The following is a 19,585-nucleotide window of genomic DNA, read 5'->3' on the forward strand; positions in this document are numbered from 1 at the left end:
ATCTCGTCGTTCAGGGTCGCAGATAGACATAGCCGCGCGACTGCAGCTCGGCGATCCGGGTCACCCCGCCCTGTTCGACGATGCTGAAGCCGGGCACCAGGTCCTCCAGCGCATAGCCGTAGCCCTTGAGGGTGTTGCCGCAGATCTCCAGGGCGACGCCCTGCGCGCGCAGCCTCTCGGTGGCGTCGCGGATGCGGTCGGTGGTCTCGATCTGGTCGAGCGCGCGGATCGCCGGGCCGTGGGCGACCAGCACCACGTTGAGCCGCTCGGGCCCGCCGGCGCCGTCGATGTGGTTCTGGATGTTGTTGAGCACGAAGGCGACCTTGGCGGTCTCGGAGACGTGATAAACGACGTCGAGCGGGGGTTGCTCGGCGAGTGCGGCGGGGGCGATGAGCGCGGACAGCAGCGCGAGGGTGGCGCGGGCGTGCATGGTTGGCTCCTCCCGGTGCGGGGTGTCGGTTGTGCACCGGGAGGGGCGGACCCTGGGGTCCGCCGGCAGGGGTCACAGTGTCTGCGAGGCGAAGTCGGCCAGACGCGAGCGCTCGCCGCGCATCAGGGTGATGTGCCCGCCGTGCTCCCAGTGCTTGAAGCGGTCCACCACATAGGTCAGGCCCGAGGTGGTCTCGGTCAAGTAGGGGGTGTCGATCTGACCGATGTTGCCGAGACAGACCACCTTGGTGCCGGGACCGGCGCGGGTGATCAGGGTCTTCATCTGCTTGGCGGTGAGGTTCTGCGCCTCGTCGAGGATGATGTACTTGTCGAGGAAGGTGCGCCCGCGCATGAAGTTCAGCGAGCTGATGCGGATGCGGTTGCGCAGCAGGTCGTTGGTTGCCTCGCGCCCCCAGTCGCCGCCGCCCTCGGGGCGGGTGAGCACCTCCAGGTTGTCCATCAGCGCGCCCATCCAGGGCGTCATCTTCTCCTCCTCGGTGCCGGGCAGGAAGCCGATGTCCTCGCCCACCGGGACCGTCACCCGGGTCATGATGATCTCGCGATAGCGGTTCTGGTCGAGCACCTGCGCCAGCCCGGCGGCGAGCGCCAGCAGCGTCTTGCCGGTGCCGGCGGTGCCGAGCAGGGTGACGAAGTCGAGCTCGGGGTCCATCAGCATGTTGAGCGCGAAGTTCTGCTCGCGGTTGCGTGCGGTGATGCCCCAGACGTTGTGGCGCGTCACCCGATGGTCCTCGACCAGCTCGATCACCGCCTCGGTCTCGGCGGGTTTGTCGCGCACGATCGCCTCGAAGCCGTCGTCCCGATCGAGCGAGAGACACTGCGCCGGGTACCAGTCGGCGATGTCGGGTCCGGAGACGCGGTAGAAGGTGTGGCCATCCTCCTGCCAGGCGTCGACCGCCTTCTGGTGTCGCTCCCAGAAGTCGGCGGGCAGCTCGTCGTGACCGCTGTAGAGCAGCTCGGCGTCGTCGAGCACGCGGTCGTTGCTGTAGTCCTCGGCGACGATGCCGAGGACCGCCGCCTTGATACGCAGATTGATGTCCTTGGAGACCACGATCACCTGGCGGTCCGGGCGCTCGCGGCTGAGCACCTGGGCGATGCCGAGGATCTGGTTGTCGGCGACGGTGCCGGGGAGCGCCTCGGGCAGGTCGAGTTCGAAGGCCGTGGTCTGGAAATAGAGCCGGCCACTGGCCGCCTCGAGCCCGCCGCCGTTGCCGGCGAGCGGGCCGAGCGCCAGTCCGGCGTCGATCTCGGTCTTGTCCGCCCCGGCCATCAGCTGGTCGAGGAAGCGGCTGACCTGGCGCACGTTGCGCGCGACCTCGGACATGCCCTTCTTGCCGCGGTCGAGTTCCTCGAGCACCACCATCGGCAGGAAGAGGTCGTGCTCCTGGAAGCGGAACAGTGCGCTCGGATCGTGCATCAGCACGTTGGTGTCGAGGACGAACAGACAGGTGGTGTCGTTTTCGCGTTTGATCATGACGGTCTGCAGGGAGCGGTTGGGGCGTGGCCTGGCGCGCAGGGCTGCGTCGGTCGCGCCGTTGCGGACGCCCGCGTGGCGGGCCTCGAGGGCCGGGTGCGACCGGTCGGGGTCGTGCCCGGCGGTACCCTGGAGGTCCGTCCGGCGGGGTGAGGATGGGGGGAGGCGAGGGGCCTGCGGCGGGCGTGGCGGGACATGATGCGATGGCGCGCCCTCTCCGCCTGCTACTGGGCCAGGCCCCTGGCCGCTTCAAGTACCTCGTCGACGTGCCCCTTGACCTTCACCTTGCGCCACTCCCGCACCAGGGTGCCGGTGGCGTCGATGAGGAAGGTGCTGCGTTCGATACCGAGGCTCTCGCGACCGTAGAGCGTCTTGAGCTTGATCACGTCGAAGGCGCGGCAGAGCTGCTCGTCGGTGTCGGCGATCAGCTCGAAGGGGAAGGATTGCTTGGTCTTGAAGTTCTGCTGCGCGCGCAGACCGTCGCGCGAGACGCCGAGGATGAGGGTGTCGGCGGCGCCGAAGTCGGCGTGGGCGGCGGTGAAGTCCAGCCCCTCCTGGGTGCAGCCCGGGGTACTCGCCCTAGGGTAGAAGTAGAGCACCAGGTTGCGGCCACGATAGTCGGTCAGCCGGATCCGCTGGTCGCCGGTGGCGGTCAGCTCGAGGTCGGGGACCGGGTCACCGATGGCAATGCTCATGCGTCTTGCTCCCTGTAGCGATGGCTCATCCGCCGATGTGCGGTCGCCGTCGCCGGATTGGAAGCGGGCATCGCCGTCGACTCAGCTCTTGAGCGGCTCGAGCACCGCGTCGAGGTTGAGTCCGTCGCAGTAGTCCATGAACTCGTCGCGCAGGCCGGCGATATGGATGTCGGCGGGGATGCCCACGGCGATATGCACCGAGAACATCGGGGTGCCGGTATGGGCCGCGGCATAGGTGCTGGTGGCCATGTCCTCGATGTTGATCCGGCGCTCGGCGAAGAAGGCGGCGAGGTTGTTGACGATCCCCGGATGATCCATCGACACCACGTCGACCGCGTAGGGCAGCAGGTTGGCCCCGGCGTTACGCTGGCCGGTGCGCTTGGAGACGATGGTCATGCCGAGCTGGCGCTCGAGCTCGGGCAGCGCGTTCTCGATCTTGGCGAGGGTGTTCCATTTTCCTTCGACCAGCAGCATGGCGGCGAACTCGCCACCCAGGACGCTCATCCGGCTGTCCTCGATATTGCAGCCGTGCTCGAGCACGGTCCGGGAGATCTGATCGACGATACCGGGGTGGTCTTCGCCGAGCGCCGAGATCACGAGGTAGGTCTTCTGCCTGGTCATGTCCTTGCCGAAGGTGGAGGGTTGAGGAGACAACGCTGAGTGTAGCATGGCGTGTCTGCGCACCCCTATCGGCGGCTTTCGGCCGCCAGCTACCAGCTACCAGTCGTCAGTGGGGAAGGGTCGGCTACTTTGGCTGGCGGCTGGCGGCTGGCGGCTGATGGCTGATGGCTCGAATCTCCCTCACCCCGGCTCGGCCCACATCCGCAGCAGGTTGACATAGCTGCGGTCGACCCGCTGGGCGGCGGGGTCGTCGGGGGCGCGCTCGAGCAGGGTCCCGCGGGCCTGGCCGAGTTCGTAGAGCAGCTCGCGGCGGGCCGGGTCGCGCACCAGGCTCTGGATCCAGGTCACCGCCACCAGCCGCTCGCCCCGGGTCACCGGGGCGACCTGGTGGAGGCTGGAGGCGGGGTAGAGCACCGCGTCGCCGGCCTCGCCCCGCACCCGCTGCTCGCCGAAGCTGGTACGGATCACCAGTTCGCCGCCGTCGTAGTCGTCCGCCGGGCTGAGCCACAGGGTCAGCGCCAGGTCGCTGCGCATCCGTCCCCCGGCCCCGCCCATGATCGGCTCGTCGACGTGCTCGCCGTAGTGCATCCCCGGGCGGTAGCGGGCGAAGATCGGGTCGGCGACCCGCTCGGGCAGGGCGGCGGCGCGGAACACCGGGTGATGGCCGAGCGCCGACATGATGATGCGCGCGAGTCGCTGCATCCGCTCGGGGTCGGGTTGCAGCTCCTGGTTGTGCTTGACCCGTGCCGCGCTGCGCCCGGCGCTGCGGGTGCCCGCGACCGCCGGCAGTTCGGCCAGCGTGGCGTGGACCTTGTCGAGTTGAGCCGGGCCGAGTAGCTGGGGGATGATCTGCAACATGGGATCTCCTTGGTCGGGATCTCGGTGATGGTCGCCCCGCGCCCGGGGCGATCGGATTGGTCGAGACACGAGGGAGGCGGCGACATGATCCTGCAGGTCAGCATCGATGACCGGACCCATCGACTCGAGGTGCCCGAGGCGCTGCTCGAACAGGCGGCGGCGTTCTTCGCCCAACTCGATCGCGACATGGACCGTGGCTGGCAGCTCGGACGCACCTGGGTCGAGCACCCGGATCGCGAGCAGCGCTGCCGGATCGTCGCCGACAAGCTGCTCACCGCGATCGAGGACGGCAACACCCGGCTCGGGCTGCTGATGGCCGGCTATCTGCTCGATCGCCTGCCCGAACTCGAATCCGTGGCGCTCGCCGTCGATGGCGAGATCCACGACCATCGTTTCAATCTCGTCGTCGCGCCTGATGCCGCGCCCGTCGTCGATGTCGAGACCGCCACCCCGGCGCTCGGGCTCGACAAGCTCGCGGCGCTGGCACGCGCCGGCGAGGAGGTCACGGCGGTGTTCAAGGTCGGTCGCGGCTATCGCTTCTCGGTGTTCGACCACGCCAGCGGCGCCTGGCGCGACGGTCCGCTGTGCGGCGCCGAGGCGGAGGCGGCGCGGCTGCGCGAGGCGGCCTTCAAGGCGCGCTATGAGGCGCTGCAGCGGGGGCGCGCCGACTGAGCGCGAGGCGGGCATGGAGGCGTTGACGCAACTCGACTGGCAGGGCTGGTTCAGTCTGGCGATGGTGGCCTGCTGCTTCGTGTTGTTCGCCTTCACCCGGGTCGCCCCCGACATCGTCACCAGTGGCGCGCTGACCCTGCTGCTGGTCAGCGGGGTGCTCACCGCCGAGGAGGCCCTGGCCGGTTTCGCCAACCCCGGCATGCTCACCGTCGGGGTGCTCTACGTGGTGGTCAGCGGGCTGGCCGAGACCGGCGCCATCGGCTGGCTCGGCCCGCGCCTGCTCGGCCGCCCGCGCGGACCGCGCGCGGCGCGGGTGCGGCTGATGGCGCCGGTGGCCGCGCTCAGTGCGCTGCTCAACAACACCCCGGTGGTGGCGATCTTCATCCCCGCGGTGCAGGACTGGGCCAGACGTCATCGTCTGGAGCTGTCGCGGTTGCTGATTCCGCTGTCCTATGCCGGGATCGTCGGTGGGACCTGCACCCTGATCGGCACCAGTACCAATCTGGTGGTCAACGGGCTCTATATCGAGCACCAGGGCGGCGCCGGGCTGGGGTTGTTCGAGCCGCTGTGGATCGGTCTGCCGGTGACCCTGGTCACCCTCGGCTTCCTGCTGCTCGCCGGCGACTGGCTGCTGCCGCGCCGCCAGCCCCCGGCGGCCGGCTACGGCGACCTGCGCGAGTACGTCGCCGAGATGCTGGTCGAGCCGGGCAGTGCGCTGGTCGGGCGCTCGATCGAGGCCGCCGGGCTGCGTCAGCTCCCGGGGCTGTTCCTGGTCGAGATCGAGCGCGGCGCCCAGGTGTTGCCCGCCGTCTCCCCGCAGGCGGTGCTCCAGGCCGGCGATCGGCTGGTGTTCGTCGGGGTGATCGACTCGATGATGGAGCTGCAGCGCACCCGCGGGCTGATCCCCGCCACCGACCAGGTGTTCAAGCTCGACCTGCCGCGCCCCGGGCGTTGCTTCGTCGAGGCGGTACTCTCCGACAAGTCGCCGCTGATCGGACTGAGCGTGCGCGACGGGCGCTTTCGCAACCGCTACGACGCGGTGATCATCGCGCTCTCGCGCAACGGCCGACGGGTGCGCGGCAAGATCGGCGACATCGTCCTCGCCCCCGGCGACACCCTGCTGCTGGAAACGCGTCCGGACTTCGTCGAGCGCCAACGCAACGTCCGCGACTTCCTGCTGGTGAGCCAGATCGGCGACTCGCACCCGCTCGAGCACGGTCGCGCCCCACTGGCCATCGCCATCGTGCTGGCGATGGTGGCGGTGGTCGCGTTCGGCTGGCTGAGCATGCTCGAGGCGGCGCTGCTGGCCGCCGGCAGCATGATCCTCACCGGCTGCACCAGCGGGCGCATCGCCCGGCGCGCGCCCGACTGGCAGGTGCTGGTGGTGATCGCCACATCCTTCGGCATCGGCGCGGCGCTGGAGAAGACCGGCGCCGCGGCGCTGCTCGCCGGCGGTCTGATCGGGCTCGCCGACGGCCAGCCGTGGTCGGCGCTGGGTCTGGTGTTCGTCGCCACCGCGCTGCTCACCTCGCTGGCCACCAACAACGTCGCCGCGGTGCTGGTGTTCCCGATCGCGGTCGAGACCGCGCGCACCATGGGGGTGGCGCTCGAGCCCTTCGTGCTGACGCTGATGATCGCCGCCTCGGCGAGCTTCGCCACCCCGATCGGCTATCAGACCAACCTGATGGTGTTCAACGTCGGCGGCTACCGCTTCGGCGACTTCGTCCGCGCCGGGGTGCCGCTGACCCTGCTGGTGGGCGTGGTGACCGTCGCGCTGACGCCGTTGGTGTGGCCCTTCCGGCCCTGAGTTAAGCTCGGGGCATCGTCCCGTCACTGGCCCGGAGGTCCGGATGTCGCCCTTGTGCTCTCGCCCGTTGCGTCCCCTGTTGCTGTTGTCGCTGTCTCTGGGCTGGGGCGCCGTCGCCGTCGCCAACCCCTGGCCCGGGGTCGAGCGCCCGAGCGCCGGTCCGGCGCAGGTCATCGGCGCCCCGGCCAATGGCTGTCTCGCCGGTGCCGTGGCACTGCCCGCGAGCGGGGTCGGTTATCTCGACGTACGCCGTTGGCGTGGTCGCTACTACGGCCATCCGCGTCTGCTCGCGCTGATCGAGGCGCTCGGCCGGGCGCAGCAGGCGCGCGACGAGCGGCTGGTGATGGTCGGTGATCTCTCACAGCCGCGCGGCGGGCGGATGTCCGGCGGTCATCGCAGCCACCAGCACGGGCTCGACGTCGACCTGTGGCTGACCCTGGCGGCGTCGCCGACCGATGCGCGAGCGCTACTCGACGAGGGCGACCCGCCGAGTCTGGTCGGCGGCGATCGGGTCAACGGGCGCTGGGGCGAGGATGCGCGCTTTCTCATCGAGTGGGCGGCGCGCCGCCCCGAGGTCGACCGTCTGTTCGTCAACCCGGCGATCAAGCGCGCGCTCTGTGACGCCACCGGTGGCGCCGGCGACTGGCTGCGCAAGGTACGCCCGTGGTGGGGACACGACGCCCACACGCACGTGCGTCTGGCCTGCCCGGAGGACAGCCCGGCCTGCGAGCCGCAGTCCCCGATCCCGGCGGGGCCGGGCTGTGGCGCCGAACTCGACTGGTGGTTCAGCGCCGAGGCGCGCAGCCCGGGCGGCGGAGGGCGCGCCGTCGAGCCGACCCCGCCGGCGGCCTGCGCGCGGTTGTTGCGCGCCCCCTGAACCGGTCCGCCCGATGACGCGCCAGCCCGCTGGCCATGCGGGCTCGGCGCGTTTCGCTGTACCCGTTGCATGGCTTCCGGTATGTTTCTCGCATGCGTCTCGAAAAGATCAAACTCGCCGGCTTCAAGTCCTTCGTCGACCCCACCAGCGTCGCCTTCCCCAGCAACCTCGTCGGGGTGGTCGGCCCCAACGGCTGTGGCAAGTCCAACGTGATCGACGCGGTGCGCTGGGTGATGGGCGAGAGCTCGGCGAAGATGCTGCGCGGCGAGTCGATGGCCGACGTCATCTTCAACGGCAGCACCGGGCGCAAGCCGGTGGGCACGGCGAGCATCGAGCTGGTGTTCGACAACAGCGATGGTCGCGCCGGCGGCGAGTACGCGCGCTTCGCGCAGATCTCGGTCAAGCGTCAGGTCACCCGCGACGGCCAGTCGACCTACTTCCTCAACGGTGCGCGCTGTCGTCGGCGCGACATCCAGGACCTCTTTCTCGGCACCGGTCTGGGGCCGCGCTCCTACGCCATCATCGAGCAGGGGATGATCTCGCGGATCATCGAGGCCCGCCCCGAGGACCTGCGTCTGTTCCTCGAGGAGGCCGCCGGCATCTCCAAGTACAAGGAGCGCCGCCGCGAGACCGAGAACCGGATGCGCCACACCCGCGAGAACCTGGAGCGGCTCGACGACCTGCGCGAGGAGGTCGGCAAGCAGCTCGAACACCTCGAACGCCAGGCCGCCACCGCCGAGAAGTACACCCGGCTCAAGGCCGATGAACGCCAGCTCGGGCTCGAACTCAAGGCGTTGCGCTGGCGCGCGCTGGCCACCGAGATCGCCACCGACGATCGGCGCATCGCCGAGGCCGAGACCGGCGCCGAGGGCCATCTCGCCGAGCAGCGCCGGGTCGAGTCCGCGCTCGAGCAGCGTCGCGCGGCGCGCGCCGAGGCCGGCGAGGTCTTCAACAGGGTCCAGGAGCAGTTCTACGCGGTGGGCGCCGAGATCGCCCGCACCGAGCAGGCGATCGAGTTCGCCAGCCAGGCGCGCGCGCGCACCGAGTCCGAGCTGGCGCGGCTCGACCAGGAACAGGGCGACGCGGTGCGTCATCTCGAACGCGATCGCGCCCGTCTGGTCGAGCTGGAGCAGGCGCTCGCCGCCGACGAGCCCGAGCTGGCCCGCGCCGAGCAAGCGCTCGCCGAGGTCGCCGGGTCGGTGATGACCGCCGAGGAGCAACTGCGGGTGTGGGAGGCGGAGTGGGACCGCTTCAACCGCGAGGCGGCGCAGCCGGCCGAGCAGGCGCAGGTCGAGCGCGCGCAGATCAATGCCATCGAGCAGCGGATCGAACGCGATCGCGAGCGGCTGCGCCGGATCGAGGAGGAGGTCTCGCGGCTGCGCTCGGCCGACGTCCACGAGCGCATCGAGGTGCTGGAGGAACAGGAAGAGGTCTCTCTGGCGCGGATCGACGACTTCGAGCAGCGCCAGCACACCCACGCCGAGACGCTCGCCGAGCACGATCGGGCGCTGCGCGCGCTCGCCGCCGAACTCGATCAGGTCCGCACCGAGCTGCAGCAGACCAAGGGGCGTCACGCCTCCCTGCAGGCGCTGCAGGAGGCGGCGCTGGCCGAGGCCGACGGCGCGCGCGCGCAGTGGCTCGCCGAGGCCGGGCTGGAGGACGCGCCCCGTCTGCTCGACGGGCTGACGGTCGAGCCGGGCTGGGAGCGGGCGATCGAGTGCGTGCTCGGCGAGCGTCTCGGCGCGCTCGGTTGCGCCCAGCCGCAGCGCCTGCTCGCGCGCCCCGAATCGATCCCGCCGGGGATGATGTTGTTCGACACCGCCGCCGCCCCCGAGCCCGCGCCGGCCCATGCCCTGGCGGCGCGGGTGCGCGGCGGCGGCCCGCTGACCGCGCTGCTCGCCGGGGCATGGGCCGCCGAGGACCTGGAGCAGGCGCTCGCCGATCGCGCCGGGCTTGCCGCCGGCGCGTACTGGGTGACCCGCGAGGGGCTGCGCGTCGGTCGCGACTGGTGGTGCGCGCCGCCGAGCGGCGACGACGGCGTGCTGGCACGCGCCGAGGCGATCCGCGGTCTCGAGCAGCGGCTCGATGATCTGGCGGCGCGCGAGCAGGCGCTGCTCGAGGACGACGAGCAGCGTCGCGCCGCGTGCGCCGAGGCCGAGCAGGCGCGTGCTGCGAGCGCCGCCACCCTCGCCGAGTACCAGCGCGAGCTCTCCACGCTGCGCTCCGAGCTGGCCGGGCTGCGCACCCGTGACGAGCACCAGCGTGCCCGTCTGCAGGCGCTCGCCGAGGAGCGGACCGAGCTCGAGGAGCAGCGCGCCGAGGCGCTGCTGGAGATGGAGGACCGGCGCGAGCGCTTGCACGACCTGCTCGCCGAGGTCGACGCCCTGGCCGAGCGGCGCGAGTCGCTCGACGGCGAACGCGAGCGGCTGCGCGCGGTGGTCGCCGAGGGGCGCGAGCGCGAGCGAGGCTGTCGCGAACAGGCGCAGACGCTACGGGTGCGGGTCGAGTCCAACCGCACCGCGCAGACCGCCACCCGTCACAGCCTGGACCGCGCCGAGGAGCGCGGCGCCCAGCTCGCCGAGCGGCGCGAGACCCTGCTCGACAGCCTGGAGGCGGGGGTCGAGCCGCTCGCCGAGCAGCGCGAGCGGCTGGAGGAGCAGCTCGAACTGCGCCTCGAGGTCGAGGCCCGGCTGGGCGAGGCGCGTGCCCGGGTCGAGACCCTCGAGGCCGAGCAGCGCGCGCTCGAACAGGAACGCCAGCGTCTCGAACAGCTGCTCGCCGGCGCCCATCAGGGCTTGGATGCGCTGCGCCTGGCGCGACAGGAGCGGTTGGTACGCCAGCGCACCCTGGAGGAGCAGCTCGCCGAGTCCGCCGCCAACGCCCCGGCGCTGCTCGAGGGTCTCGACCCCGAGGCCACCGAGGAGGTCTGGCAGCAACGCCTGACCCAGACCGGCAATCGCATCCAGCGACTCGGCGCGATCAACCTCGCCGCCATCGACGAGTTCAAGGAACAGTCGCAGCGCAAGACCTACCTCGACGCCCAGCACGCCGACATCTCCGACTCGCTCGAGACCCTGGAGCAGGCGATCCGCAAGATCGACCGCGAGACCCGCACCCGCTTCAAGGCGACCTACGAGCAGGTCAACAGCGGCTTCCAGGCCATCTTCCCGCGGCTGTTCGGCGGCGGTCACGCCTATCTGGAGCTGACCGACGACGACCTGCTGGAGACCGGGGTGAGCGTGATGGCGCGCCCGCCGGGCAAGCGCAACTCCAGCATCCATCTGCTCTCCGGCGGCGAGAAGGCGCTCACCGCGGTGGCCCTGGTGTTCGCCATCTTCGAGTTGAACCCGGCGCCCTTCTGCATGCTCGACGAGGTCGACGCCCCGCTCGACGACGCCAACGTCGGGCGCTTCTGCGAGCTGGTGCGCTCGATGTCCGACCGGGTGCAGTTCATCTTCATCAGCCACAACAAGGTGACCATGGAGATCGCCGACCACCTGCTCGGCGTCACCATGCACGAGCCCGGCGTCTCGCGCCTGGTCGCCGTCGACGTCGACGAGGCGGTGCGCCTGGCGGCGGTGTGAGAGCGAGCGACCAGCGACCAAGGGATTGAACCGCCAAGGCGCGAAGGACGCAAAGAAAAGTCCATGCTTACCGCTTCAGCACTGGCGCCAATCCCCGCTGGTGGCTGCTTGCTGGTAGCTGATCACTTTGTTCATCCTTTGCGCCCTTTGTGTCTTTGCGGTTCACCGTTACTGATCGCGCTCGCGCGGCGCTGCCCCTCTACAGCGCCGGGCCTTGGCATTGTTATACTCATGCGCACGAAAACGCGGGCCTGGGGCCGAGTCGCGCCATGGCCGTCCGCTGGAATCCCGCGCCTCTGCGCGGGGCGAGATCCCGTCACCCGTGCAGCAACCGAGAGCCGAATGGACGCCGATACGCTTCGCCTGATTCTGTTGGTCGTGGGGGCCATCCTGATCCTTGCCCTCTATCTCTGGGAGCGTGGTCACGAGCTCGAGGACCCCGCCGGTCCCGATGACGATGACGACGCCGGGCCCGCGCGCGCCTCGACCCGCGCCAAGCGCGAGCCGGCGCTCGGCGACTTCGATGCCGGTGACGAGCCGCGCGATCCCCGTCATCGTGAGGCGCGAGAGGACGCCCCCGAGGACTTCGATGACGCGCTCGAGGCCGCGCACCAGCAGGCGCTCGAGCCGCCTGCGCCCTTGTTGCTGCAGGTGAGCGTGGTCGCCCCGGACGAACGGCCCTTCACCGGCGAGGCGCTGATGGACGTGGCCGAGACCTGTGGCCTGCACCCCGGCGAGATGGAGATCTTCCACTACACCGATACTCTCGACGGCGAGCCGCGTTACGCCTTCAGCATGGCCAACATGGTCAAACCCGGTATCTTCCCTTTCGATGAGATGGAGACCTTCTCCACCCCCGGGCTGTTGCTGTTCGCCCAGCTCGAGGGTGAGCCGGAGGATATGGCGGTGTTCGACGAGATGATCGCCACCGCCCGCAAGCTCGCCACCATGCTCGACGGCGAGGTCCACGACGATCACCGCAGACCGCTGTCGATCAAGAAAGAAGAAGAGATGCGCCGCGCAGTCCGTGAGAACGAGCGCCTGTGGGCCGGAGTGACCCTGAATTGAACCCGCCCGATTCGGCGCGCGCCCGCGCCGAGGCGCTGCGCGCCGAACTGCTCCACCACAACTATCGCTATTACGTGCTCGACGATCCGGAGATCCCGGACGACGCGTACGATCGTCTGTTGCGCGAGCTGCAGGCGCTCGAGGCCGAATACCCCGAGCTGGTCAGCCCCGACTCACCGACCCAGCGTGTCGGCGCCGAGCCGCTGGCGGCCTTCGCCGAGGTCGAGCACCGGTTGCCGATGCTCTCGCTCGACAACGCCAAGAGCACCGAGGAGCTGGCCGCCTTCGCCACCCGGGTAGGCAGGGCGCTCGGGCGCGAGGCAGTCGACTTCGTCGCCGAGCCCAAGCTCGACGGGCTGGCGATCAATCTCACCTATGAGGACGGGGTGCTGAGCCGTGCCGCCACCCGCGGCGACGGTCGCCGGGGCGAGGACGTCACCGCCCAGGTGCGGACCGTGCGCAGCGTGCCGCTACGGCTGCGCGGTGCCGACTGGCCGCACCTGCTCGAGGTGCGCGGCGAGATCGTGCTGCCGACCGCAGGCTTCGTCCGGCTCAACGCGCGGATGCGCGAGAGCGATCAGCGCACCTTCGCCAATCCGCGCAACGCCGCCGCCGGCAGCCTCCGCCAGCTCGACCCCGCGGTCACCGCGACCCGACCGTTGGCCTTCGTCTGCTACGGCTTCGGCGCGGTCGAGGGCGGGCCGGCGTGCGCGACCCAGTATCAGATGCTGCAGGCACTGCGCGATTGGGGACTGCCGCTCTCGCCGCAGCTCGAACGGGTGCGCGGGCTGGACGGCTGCGATGCCTACCAGCGCCGCATCGGCGCGCTGCGCGAACAGCTGCCCTATGACATCGACGGGGTGGTGTTCAAGGTCGACGCGCTGGCCGATCAGGCCTCCCTCGGCTTCGTCGCCCGCGCGCCGCGCTGGGCGATCGCCTTCAAGTATCCGGCCCAGGAGGCGCTCACCCGGGTCGAGGCGGTCGAGTTCCAGGTCGGGCGCACCGGCGCCGTCACCCCGGTGGCGCGGCTCGCCCCGGTCCAGGTCGGCGGGGTCACGGTCGCCAACGCGACCCTGCACAACATGGACGAGGTGGTGCGCAAGGACGTGCGCATCGGTGACACCGTCTATGTGCGGCGCGCCGGGGATGTCATCCCCGAGGTGGTGCGGGTGCTGGTCGAGCGTCGTCCCGCGGACGCCGAGGCGGTGGCGCTGCCCGCACACTGCCCGGTGTGCGGGGCCGATGTCGTCCGTCCCGAGGGCGAGGCGGTGGCGCGCTGCTCCGGCGGGCTCTATTGCCCGGCGCAGCGCAAGGAGGCGCTCAAGCACTTCGCCTCGCGTCGCGCGCTCGACATCGAGGGGCTGGGCGACAAGCTGATCGATCAGCTCGTCGAGCGCGAGCTGGTGCACGGACCGGCCGATCTGTTCCGGCTCGATCAGGCACGGCTCGCCGGGCTCGAACGCATGGGCGAGAAATCGGCGGCGAACCTGATCGCCGCGCTCGATCGCGCCCGCTCGACCGATCTCGCCCGCTTCGTCTATGCGCTCGGCATCCGCGAGGTCGGCGAGAGCACGGCGCGCGCGCTGGCGCGTGGCTTCGGTTCGCTGGACGCGCTGATGGCGGCGCGCGAGGGCGACTTCGTGCAGCGGCGCGGGGTGCGCGGGATCGGTCCGGTGACCGCCGCGGCCCTGGCCGCGGCCCTGGCCGAGTCCGCCGATCCAGCCCCGGGGACGAGGCCGGTCGACTGGCTGCTCGGTCTCGGCGTACGCGGTCTGACCCGGCCTCGCGCCGAGACGCTGATCGAGCACTTCGGCACCCTCGAGGCGCTGCGCGCGGCCGGCGCCGAGGACCTGCGCGCCGAGACCCGGAGCCTGATCGAGGGCATCGGTCCGGTGGTCGCGGCGCACATCGTCGCCTTCTTCGCCCAGCCGCACAATCGCGAGGCGATCGCGGCCTTGCGCGAGGTCGGCGTGCACTGGCCGGAGCAGGGCGCGGCGGAGGCCGATGACGCCCCGGTCGAGCCCGAAGCCCGACCGCTCGCCGGTCTGACCCTGGTCATCACCGGCACCCTGAGCCGCCCCCGGCCCGAGATCAAGGCGTGGGTCGAGTCGCTGGGCGCGCGGGTGAGCGGCAGCCTCTCGGGCAAGACCGACTATCTGCTCGCCGGCGAGGCCGCCGGCTCCAAGCTCGCCCGCGCCCGCGATCTCGGCGTCGAGGTCCTCGACGAGGCCGGCCTCGAGGCGCTGATCGGCGGCGCTGGGTAGGGGCGCCAGCCGCCAGCAAATTGAACCGCTAAGACTCAAAGGGCGCAAAGAGCGTTTTAAAAAAGCGTTAGCCTCAAAAAAATACGCAAAGGCGCAATTACCATGTCAAAGATGGACACCCTAAAAAAATACTTTCCAACCGGAACCACGGAAGGTGATAGACGTTTACTTGACAGAATATTCATAGCGCCAGAACAACTCCCCGAAGTCTTGGCCGTCCCAACAGGTAGCCCGCGAGTGCTTGTTGGAAACAAGGGTGTAGGAAAAACTGCGATTCTTGAATGGCTATTCGCTGCGGCGAAGAAGAAACAAATCCCCACTATTTTTCTCCGCCCCGACGATCTCGACCTAGCTAGTATTGCGAACGTAAGCGACGTATCGAGCATCAAACGGGGTATGTACGATTGCTTTTTGGATGCAGTCGCTTCTGCCATAGGTCAGAAATTATCAGGATTACTCAAGGGTAGTGCCGCAAAGCTTTACAAAGAATCTGTGGCCCGTGGTGCCCGGGAAGAAGATTGGATGGAAAAGCTGCTTACACTATTGAGTAAGCTATCGAAGCCAGTTGCGCAAATTGACGCCTCTGATCTTGCTCGTGATCTAGCCAAGCAGAGCCTCTCAACAGAAAGGTTGGCTGATGTGGTTCAGAGCTACCTGTTCAGCGAAAAGAGACTTTTCTTGATCCTCATCGATGACACGGACCAAGTTGCAACTCTCGATGATCCTCAGCATTTGAACCGTCTATGGGGTCTTTTATTGGCCGTGCGGAAGCTGACTTCCACTAACCCGAAAATCAAATGTGTTGTAACGCTGAGAACAGAAGTGTGGATGCGCCTTCTTCGCAATGAAAAAGGACAAAGAGATCAGATCGATCATTTTAGACCGCTCGTGATGTTTCTTCGTGCACCTGAAGAACTGATCAAATCAATCTTGAAGAAGCGGCTCGCACTTGCTGCAGCGGAAGATCGTTTCAACGGGTCAGTTCCGATACGCCATTTCTTTGACGATGAGTGGATGAATTTGCCAACAAGCGATGAGCGCAGAAGCTGGGAGCAATTCCTAACTAAGTCGTCTAGAGAAAGGCCCCGAGATATGATTCAGCTCGTGAATCATTTGGCTTCTGCTGCGAAAGCTCGCAACTCCGACCATATCGGGTCGGCGGATGCCGAGACGGCTATGGAAACTTACTCAAAGGAACGAGCCGAGGATCTTGCAATTGAAATGGGCTTTGACTGCCCTGGATTTTTGGATGTCGTTCGATCATTTTCTGATGTTGATTTTGAAAGTGATTTCGAGACCGTTCGTCAGCATCTGCGCAGTGTTCCTAGCCGTTTCTCGCTAAAAATTGGTGCTCGCGTCGTAAAGCCCGAAGACGATGATGACGCGTTGTTACTTCTTTCACTGCTTCACGAGTCCGGATTCCTGAACGCTCGTGTTCCTGATAGTAGGAAAACTGATAATTATCGCCATATTGGGTTCCTTGATGATCCGCATTTGGTTCAGCCGTCCCGGTGGAATGAGCTACAGAGAGCTAGGTGGGAGGTTCATCCCGCTTTTCGCTCGTACTTAATTGCACTGCAAAAAGAACGATCCTGGCGAAGTGGGAAGAAAGGCTAACAATGGGCTACACAAGGACGCCAAACTCTCCGCTGCGCTCCGCGTTTGCCGCCTGTGAGCCCGGGCGCTTTAGCGACCAGTTTTCGTGTGGAAGCTGGTACTCGACGACAGCGGTAAAGACGATCGAGACGAGCAGGGGAGGCTCTGCCCGCCAGTCACCAGTTGGTGGGCGGGCTCGTCTGTCGCCGCTGACGCCGGTGTGCACGCCCACTGGCAGCTGGGGGCTGATCGCTGGTAGCTGGCGACTGTCGCCCCTTCCCCCATTGCCCGGCGGCGGCGGCTGATGCAAGATTGGGGCGCGGGCTGGCGGTCTCGCCCGCGGGGTTTCACGGCGGCATGCCGCCCTCACCGCAGGGATCGATCATGAGCGAACTGTCCCCCGAGCAGCAGATCCTGATCACCATGCGCAAGACGCTGACCGCGATCGTGCGTGATCTCACTCCGCCGCAGGGGATGCGCCATCCTCTCTCGGCCTCCACCATCGACGACGTGCGTCGCTGTCTCGGCATGATCGCCGAGCGCGAGCGTCTGCTCGCCGAGCGCGACGGGCGCGGCGGCGAGCGTCCGGTCTATGCCGATCAGCCCGGCGCGGCGCAGGTGGTGCCGATCGACAGCCTCAGGTCGCGCAAGGACTGAGCCGGTGAGGAGCCAATACCGGTGCGCGGTCGGGCTGGCCGTGCTGGCGGCGCTGTGGGGCGGCGGCGCGGTGGGCGATGACGGCCTGAGTTTCCCGGTCGATCCGCCCTGGGACTATGTCGGCGACGCCGGCCCGGAGCACTGGGGGGAGTTGGATCCGTCCTTCGCCACCTGCGCCGAGGGGCGTTCGCAGTCGCCGATCGATATCCGTGGTGCGCGCCGCATCGTCTACACGCCGCTGCTGTTTCGCTATCGCTCGCACCTGCTCGAGCTGGTCAACACCGGGCGGGGGATCCGACTGCTCACGCCGCCGGGGAGCGCGCTGGTCATCCGGGGCAGCGCCTACGATCTCTCCTACGTCGACTTCCATGTCCCTGGCGAGCACCGCATCGAGGGCGAGCGTTACGATGCCGAGCTGCAGCTGGTGCATCATGATCGTCAGGGTGGTCATGCGGTGGTGGCGGTGGGCCTGCGCGCCGCCGAGCGCGACAATCGCATCTTCGAGCGTATCCTCGATCATCTGCCGGCGCGCCCGGGCGAACGCACACGTCATCGTCAGATCGGGGTCAATCCGCTCTTCCTGCTGCCGCTCGATCGCGGCTATTTCCGCTATCACGGTTCGCTCACCCAGCCGCCGTGCCGCGAGTCGGCGCTGTGGCTGGTGTTCGGTGAGCCGCTCGAGGTGGGGGTGCGGCAGCTGCAACGGCTGCGTGCCGTGATCGGCGAGAATGCCCGCCCGGTTCAGCCGCGCAACGGGCGCGAGGTGCTGGCGCTGCCGCGCTACTGAACCGGGCGGGGGTGTCCCGCGTCCCGCCGGGACGCGGGGACTCGGGTCAATCCTCCTTGGGCGTGACCGTGACGATCTCCTCGTTGAGCTCGACCATGGCGCCGTCACGCATCTCGGTGAGCTGCTCGCCGAGCGCGCGACGCTTGAGCATGGCGCTGAGCTGCGGCTTGGCATCCTCGAAGCTCGGCGGCTCGGCCTTGCGGGTTTCCTGCAGTTCGATGACGTGCCAGCCGAACTGGGTCTGCACCGGCTTCTCGGAGTGGCTGCCGGGCTTCATCTCGGCGACCGCCTCGGCGAAGGGGGCGACCATCTGCCCGGCGTCGAACCAGTCGAGTTCGCCGCCGTTCTTGCCGGTCGGGCCGAGCGAGTGCTCCTTGGCCAGTTCGGCGAAGTCGGCGCCCTTGTCGAGTTGCTTGATCAGCTTCTTGGCCGTCGCCTCGTCCTTGACCAGGATGTGACGGGCCTTGTATTCGGTGCGGGCGGCACGCTCGACGACCTGGTCGTAGGCCTCCTTGAGCGCCTTGTCGGTCGGCTCGATGTCCTCGGCCATGGCGCCGAGCGCGGCGCTGGAGAGCACCTTCATGCGCTGCAGTTCAAGTGCCATGGCGACCTCGCGACTGTCGTCGAGGTCACGCCGCTCGGCCTCCTGGGAGGCCACCACCAGGTTCATGAACTCGTCGAAGGCGCGCTGCTGCACCGCCTGGGTGTCGGCCTCGGGGTTCTGCTGCAGCCGTTCCACATAGAACAGCCGGAAGAGGTCGAGCGGGTACTCGACACCGTTGACGGTGGCGATGACGGTGTCGGCGTCGGGCTCGGCCAGCGCGCTACCCGGTCCGGCGGCGAGCAGTGCGCAGACCAGGAGCGAGAGGGTGGATCTCTTCATGGTGAAACTTCCGTGGGTTGGGGTGAATGGGCAGGTGCCGGATCGCTCACGGGGCGACCTGTCGACGAATCCGCGTTCGGCGCTTTCTGCGACCCCGGACGGCGACGTCGGTTCCTTGGCGTTCAACCCGCCGTGGGCGGAAAGACCTGCTTGAAGGGGCGTACCTCGACCTCGGCGTAGACACCGGCGGCGCGATAGGGGTCGGCCTCGGCCCAGGCACGGGCGGCGTCGAGATCGGGGAATTCGGCGACCACCAGCGAGCCGGTGAAGCCGGCGCTGCCGGGGTCGGCGGCGTCGATCGCCGGGTGCGGACCGGCGAGCACCAGGCGCCCGGCGTCGTGCAGTTCACGCAGTCGCTCGAGGTGCGCGGGGCGGGCCTTGAGGCGGCGTTCGAGGCTCTCCGGGGTATCGACGGCGATGATGGCATAGAGCACGTCAGTCGGCCTCCTGCGGGCGGGGTTCGTCTTCGATGTGACGGGCGAGATAGAACGCCTGGAGCAGCACGAAGACCAGGGTCATCCCCATCATACCGAACAGCTTGAAGTTGACCCAGATCTCCTCGCTGGCCTGGGCGCTGGTGCAGAGCGCGAGCAGCTCGCCCTGGAACTGGGCGGCGCAGCTGCTGAGGTCGACACTGGCAAGCCCGCTGCCGGCGAGCAGCGTTTGATGGGCGGCGAAGAAGCCGCTGGCGACATAGACCACGAACAGGTTGGTCAGTCCGAGCACCAGGAAGAAGACGACCCACATCAGGTTGAGCCGGCGCCACACCATCGGTTCGACGCTGACCGCGTGCCCCATGGTGCGCTCGACCAGGGTGCGTTGGCCGACCAGTTGGCTGGCGAGGAAGGCCGCGGCGAACAGCCAGTTGACGATGGTCGGCTTCCACATCACGAAGATCGGGTCGCGCAGGGCGAGGGTCATGCCGCCGAACACCACCAGCAGCCCCAGGGTGACCAGGTGCATGGTCTCGACCCGGCGCTGGCGCCACCAGGTCCAGCCGAGCTGCAGCGCCGCGGCGAGGATCGCCACCGTGGTGGCGACATAGATGCCGGCGAGCTTGTAGGCGACGAAGAACAGCAGGATGGGGAAAAAGTCGATCAGCAGTTTCATGGTGTGTGGTGGTGTCCTTCGTTGGCCTCTGGTCCGTGCCCGGCGCCGGATGGTCGCGCGACCGCTCCGGCGGCACCCGACTCCTCTTCAAGAGCATACGGGCAAGGGCCGGTCGCGGTAAATGGGGCCGCGCCGGCGTTGTAATCAACAGGGGCGGGCGCTGTATAGTGCCCGCTCGTCCTGAA

At 68.4% G+C, this 19,585-nt stretch carries 17 protein-coding genes; 9 read left to right on the top strand and 8 right to left on the bottom strand.

The window, feature by feature from the left end; translation table 11 throughout:
- Window positions 1-10: 10 nt before the first annotated feature.
- The 5 genes from EBL85_RS09975 to EBL85_RS09995 form a co-directional block, all read right to left on the bottom strand.
- Window positions 11-430, bottom strand: coding sequence for a DsrE family protein (locus tag EBL85_RS09975; protein ID WP_123139384.1), 420 nt, complete (start codon window positions 428-430; stop codon window positions 11-13).
- Window positions 431-502: 72 nt separating this feature from the next.
- Window positions 503-1,921 carry a PhoH family protein gene (locus tag EBL85_RS09980; protein ID WP_123142832.1) on the bottom strand — a complete coding sequence of 473 codons (1,419 nt, stop codon included), beginning with the start codon at window positions 1,919-1,921 and terminating at the stop codon, window positions 503-505.
- Window positions 1,922-2,145: 224 nt separating this feature from the next.
- Complete coding sequence (locus EBL85_RS09985) at window positions 2,146-2,616, bottom strand: peroxiredoxin (protein WP_123142833.1); 471 nt, start codon at window positions 2,614-2,616, stop codon at window positions 2,146-2,148.
- Window positions 2,617-2,697: 81 nt separating this feature from the next.
- A complete protein-coding gene (locus EBL85_RS09990; protein WP_005222440.1) occupies window positions 2,698-3,237 on the bottom strand; it encodes a glycine cleavage system protein R in 540 nt (179 codons plus the stop codon).
- A 180-nt stretch (window positions 3,238-3,417) separates the two neighbouring features.
- Entirely contained in the window at window positions 3,418-4,095 is a 678-nt protein-coding gene (locus tag EBL85_RS09995; RefSeq protein ID WP_123142834.1) for a Fe2+-dependent dioxygenase, read from the bottom strand.
- An 84-nt stretch (window positions 4,096-4,179) separates the two neighbouring features.
- On the opposite strand from EBL85_RS09995, the gene EBL85_RS10000 reads away from it, so the two are divergent.
- From EBL85_RS10000 to EBL85_RS10035, 9 genes are all read left to right on the top strand, one after another.
- Window positions 4,180-4,767, top strand: a complete 588-nt coding sequence (locus EBL85_RS10000) for a hypothetical protein (RefSeq protein ID WP_123142835.1) — start codon at window positions 4,180-4,182, stop codon at window positions 4,765-4,767.
- 13 nt (window positions 4,768-4,780) lie between these two features.
- Window positions 4,781-6,574: an SLC13 family permease gene (locus EBL85_RS10005; protein ID WP_123142836.1), complete on the top strand. Its 1,794-nt coding sequence runs from the start codon at window positions 4,781-4,783 to the stop codon at window positions 6,572-6,574.
- Window positions 6,575-6,617: 43 nt separating this feature from the next.
- Window positions 6,618-7,451 carry a penicillin-insensitive murein endopeptidase gene (gene mepA, locus EBL85_RS10010; protein ID WP_123142837.1) on the top strand — a complete coding sequence of 278 codons (834 nt, stop codon included), beginning with the start codon at window positions 6,618-6,620 and terminating at the stop codon, window positions 7,449-7,451.
- A gap of 92 nt (window positions 7,452-7,543) precedes the next feature.
- Window positions 7,544-11,035: a chromosome segregation protein SMC gene (gene smc / locus EBL85_RS10015; RefSeq protein ID WP_123142838.1), complete on the top strand. Its 3,492-nt coding sequence runs from the start codon at window positions 7,544-7,546 to the stop codon at window positions 11,033-11,035.
- A gap of 342 nt (window positions 11,036-11,377) precedes the next feature.
- Window positions 11,378-12,103 carry a cell division protein ZipA C-terminal FtsZ-binding domain-containing protein gene (locus EBL85_RS10020; RefSeq protein ID WP_123142839.1) on the top strand — a complete coding sequence of 242 codons (726 nt, stop codon included), beginning with the start codon at window positions 11,378-11,380 and terminating at the stop codon, window positions 12,101-12,103.
- Window positions 12,100-14,367: an NAD-dependent DNA ligase LigA gene (gene ligA / locus EBL85_RS10025; protein ID WP_123142840.1), complete on the top strand. Its 2,268-nt coding sequence runs from the start codon at window positions 12,100-12,102 to the stop codon at window positions 14,365-14,367. Before EBL85_RS10020 ends, ligA begins: the two co-directional genes overlap by 4 nt.
- Before the next feature lie 102 nt (window positions 14,368-14,469).
- Complete coding sequence (locus EBL85_RS17080) at window positions 14,470-15,984, top strand: P-loop ATPase, Sll1717 family (RefSeq protein ID WP_148040530.1); 1,515 nt, start codon at window positions 14,470-14,472, stop codon at window positions 15,982-15,984.
- A gap of 363 nt (window positions 15,985-16,347) precedes the next feature.
- Window positions 16,348-16,620, top strand: coding sequence for a segregation and condensation protein A (locus EBL85_RS10030; protein WP_123139374.1), 273 nt, complete (start codon window positions 16,348-16,350; stop codon window positions 16,618-16,620).
- A gap of 4 nt (window positions 16,621-16,624) precedes the next feature.
- The gene (locus EBL85_RS10035; protein ID WP_123142841.1) at window positions 16,625-17,407 is read left to right on the top strand and encodes a carbonic anhydrase; all 783 of its coding nucleotides are present in this window, start codon (window positions 16,625-16,627) and stop codon (window positions 17,405-17,407) included.
- 46 nt (window positions 17,408-17,453) lie between these two features.
- Here EBL85_RS10035 and EBL85_RS10040 read toward each other — a convergent pair whose 3' ends face one another.
- The 3 genes from EBL85_RS10040 to EBL85_RS10050 all read right to left on the bottom strand — a co-directional run bounded on the left by EBL85_RS10040 (window position 17,454) and on the right by EBL85_RS10050 (window position 19,400).
- Window positions 17,454-18,290, bottom strand: coding sequence for a peptidylprolyl isomerase (locus EBL85_RS10040; RefSeq protein WP_123139372.1), 837 nt, complete (start codon window positions 18,288-18,290; stop codon window positions 17,454-17,456).
- A 122-nt stretch (window positions 18,291-18,412) separates the two neighbouring features.
- A complete protein-coding gene (locus EBL85_RS10045; protein WP_123142842.1) occupies window positions 18,413-18,724 on the bottom strand; it encodes a YciI family protein in 312 nt (103 codons plus the stop codon).
- A 1-nt stretch (window position 18,725) separates the two neighbouring features.
- Window positions 18,726-19,400 (bottom strand): inner membrane-spanning protein YciB, encoded by a 675-nt coding sequence (locus EBL85_RS10050; protein ID WP_123139370.1) that lies wholly within the window; start codon window positions 19,398-19,400, stop codon window positions 18,726-18,728.
- Between the last annotated feature and the right edge of the window lie 185 nt (window positions 19,401-19,585).

This window comes from Marichromatium sp. AB32, assembly GCF_003718675.1.
GTDB classification, from domain to species: Bacteria; Pseudomonadota; Gammaproteobacteria; order Chromatiales; family Chromatiaceae; genus Marichromatium; species Marichromatium gracile.

Bases quoted from the DNA above. Each gene is read 5' to 3' on its own strand.
- EBL85_RS09975 (WP_123139384.1), bottom strand. From the start codon at position 430: ATGCACGCCCGCGCCACCCTCGCGCTGCTGTCCGCGCTCATCGCCCCC.
- EBL85_RS09980 (WP_123142832.1), bottom strand. From the start codon at position 1,921: ATGATCAAACGCGAAAACGACACCACCTGTCTGTTCGTCCTCGACACC.
- EBL85_RS09985 (WP_123142833.1), bottom strand. From the start codon at position 2,616: ATGAGCATTGCCATCGGTGACCCGGTCCCCGACCTCGAGCTGACCGCC.
- EBL85_RS09990 (WP_005222440.1), bottom strand. From the start codon at position 3,237: ATGACCAGGCAGAAGACCTACCTCGTGATCTCGGCGCTCGGCGAAGAC.
- EBL85_RS09995 (WP_123142834.1), bottom strand. From the start codon at position 4,095: ATGTTGCAGATCATCCCCCAGCTACTCGGCCCGGCTCAACTCGACAAG.
- EBL85_RS10000 (WP_123142835.1), top strand. From the start codon at position 4,180: ATGATCCTGCAGGTCAGCATCGATGACCGGACCCATCGACTCGAGGTG.
- EBL85_RS10005 (WP_123142836.1), top strand. From the start codon at position 4,781: ATGGAGGCGTTGACGCAACTCGACTGGCAGGGCTGGTTCAGTCTGGCG.
- mepA (WP_123142837.1), top strand. From the start codon at position 6,618: ATGTCGCCCTTGTGCTCTCGCCCGTTGCGTCCCCTGTTGCTGTTGTCG.
- smc (WP_123142838.1), top strand. From the start codon at position 7,544: ATGCGTCTCGAAAAGATCAAACTCGCCGGCTTCAAGTCCTTCGTCGAC.
- EBL85_RS10020 (WP_123142839.1), top strand. From the start codon at position 11,378: ATGGACGCCGATACGCTTCGCCTGATTCTGTTGGTCGTGGGGGCCATC.
- EBL85_RS17080 (WP_148040530.1), top strand. From the start codon at position 14,470: ATGTCAAAGATGGACACCCTAAAAAAATACTTTCCAACCGGAACCACG.
- EBL85_RS10030 (WP_123139374.1), top strand. From the start codon at position 16,348: ATGAGCGAACTGTCCCCCGAGCAGCAGATCCTGATCACCATGCGCAAG.
- EBL85_RS10040 (WP_123139372.1), bottom strand. From the start codon at position 18,290: ATGAAGAGATCCACCCTCTCGCTCCTGGTCTGCGCACTGCTCGCCGCC.
- EBL85_RS10050 (WP_123139370.1), bottom strand. From the start codon at position 19,400: ATGAAACTGCTGATCGACTTTTTCCCCATCCTGCTGTTCTTCGTCGCC.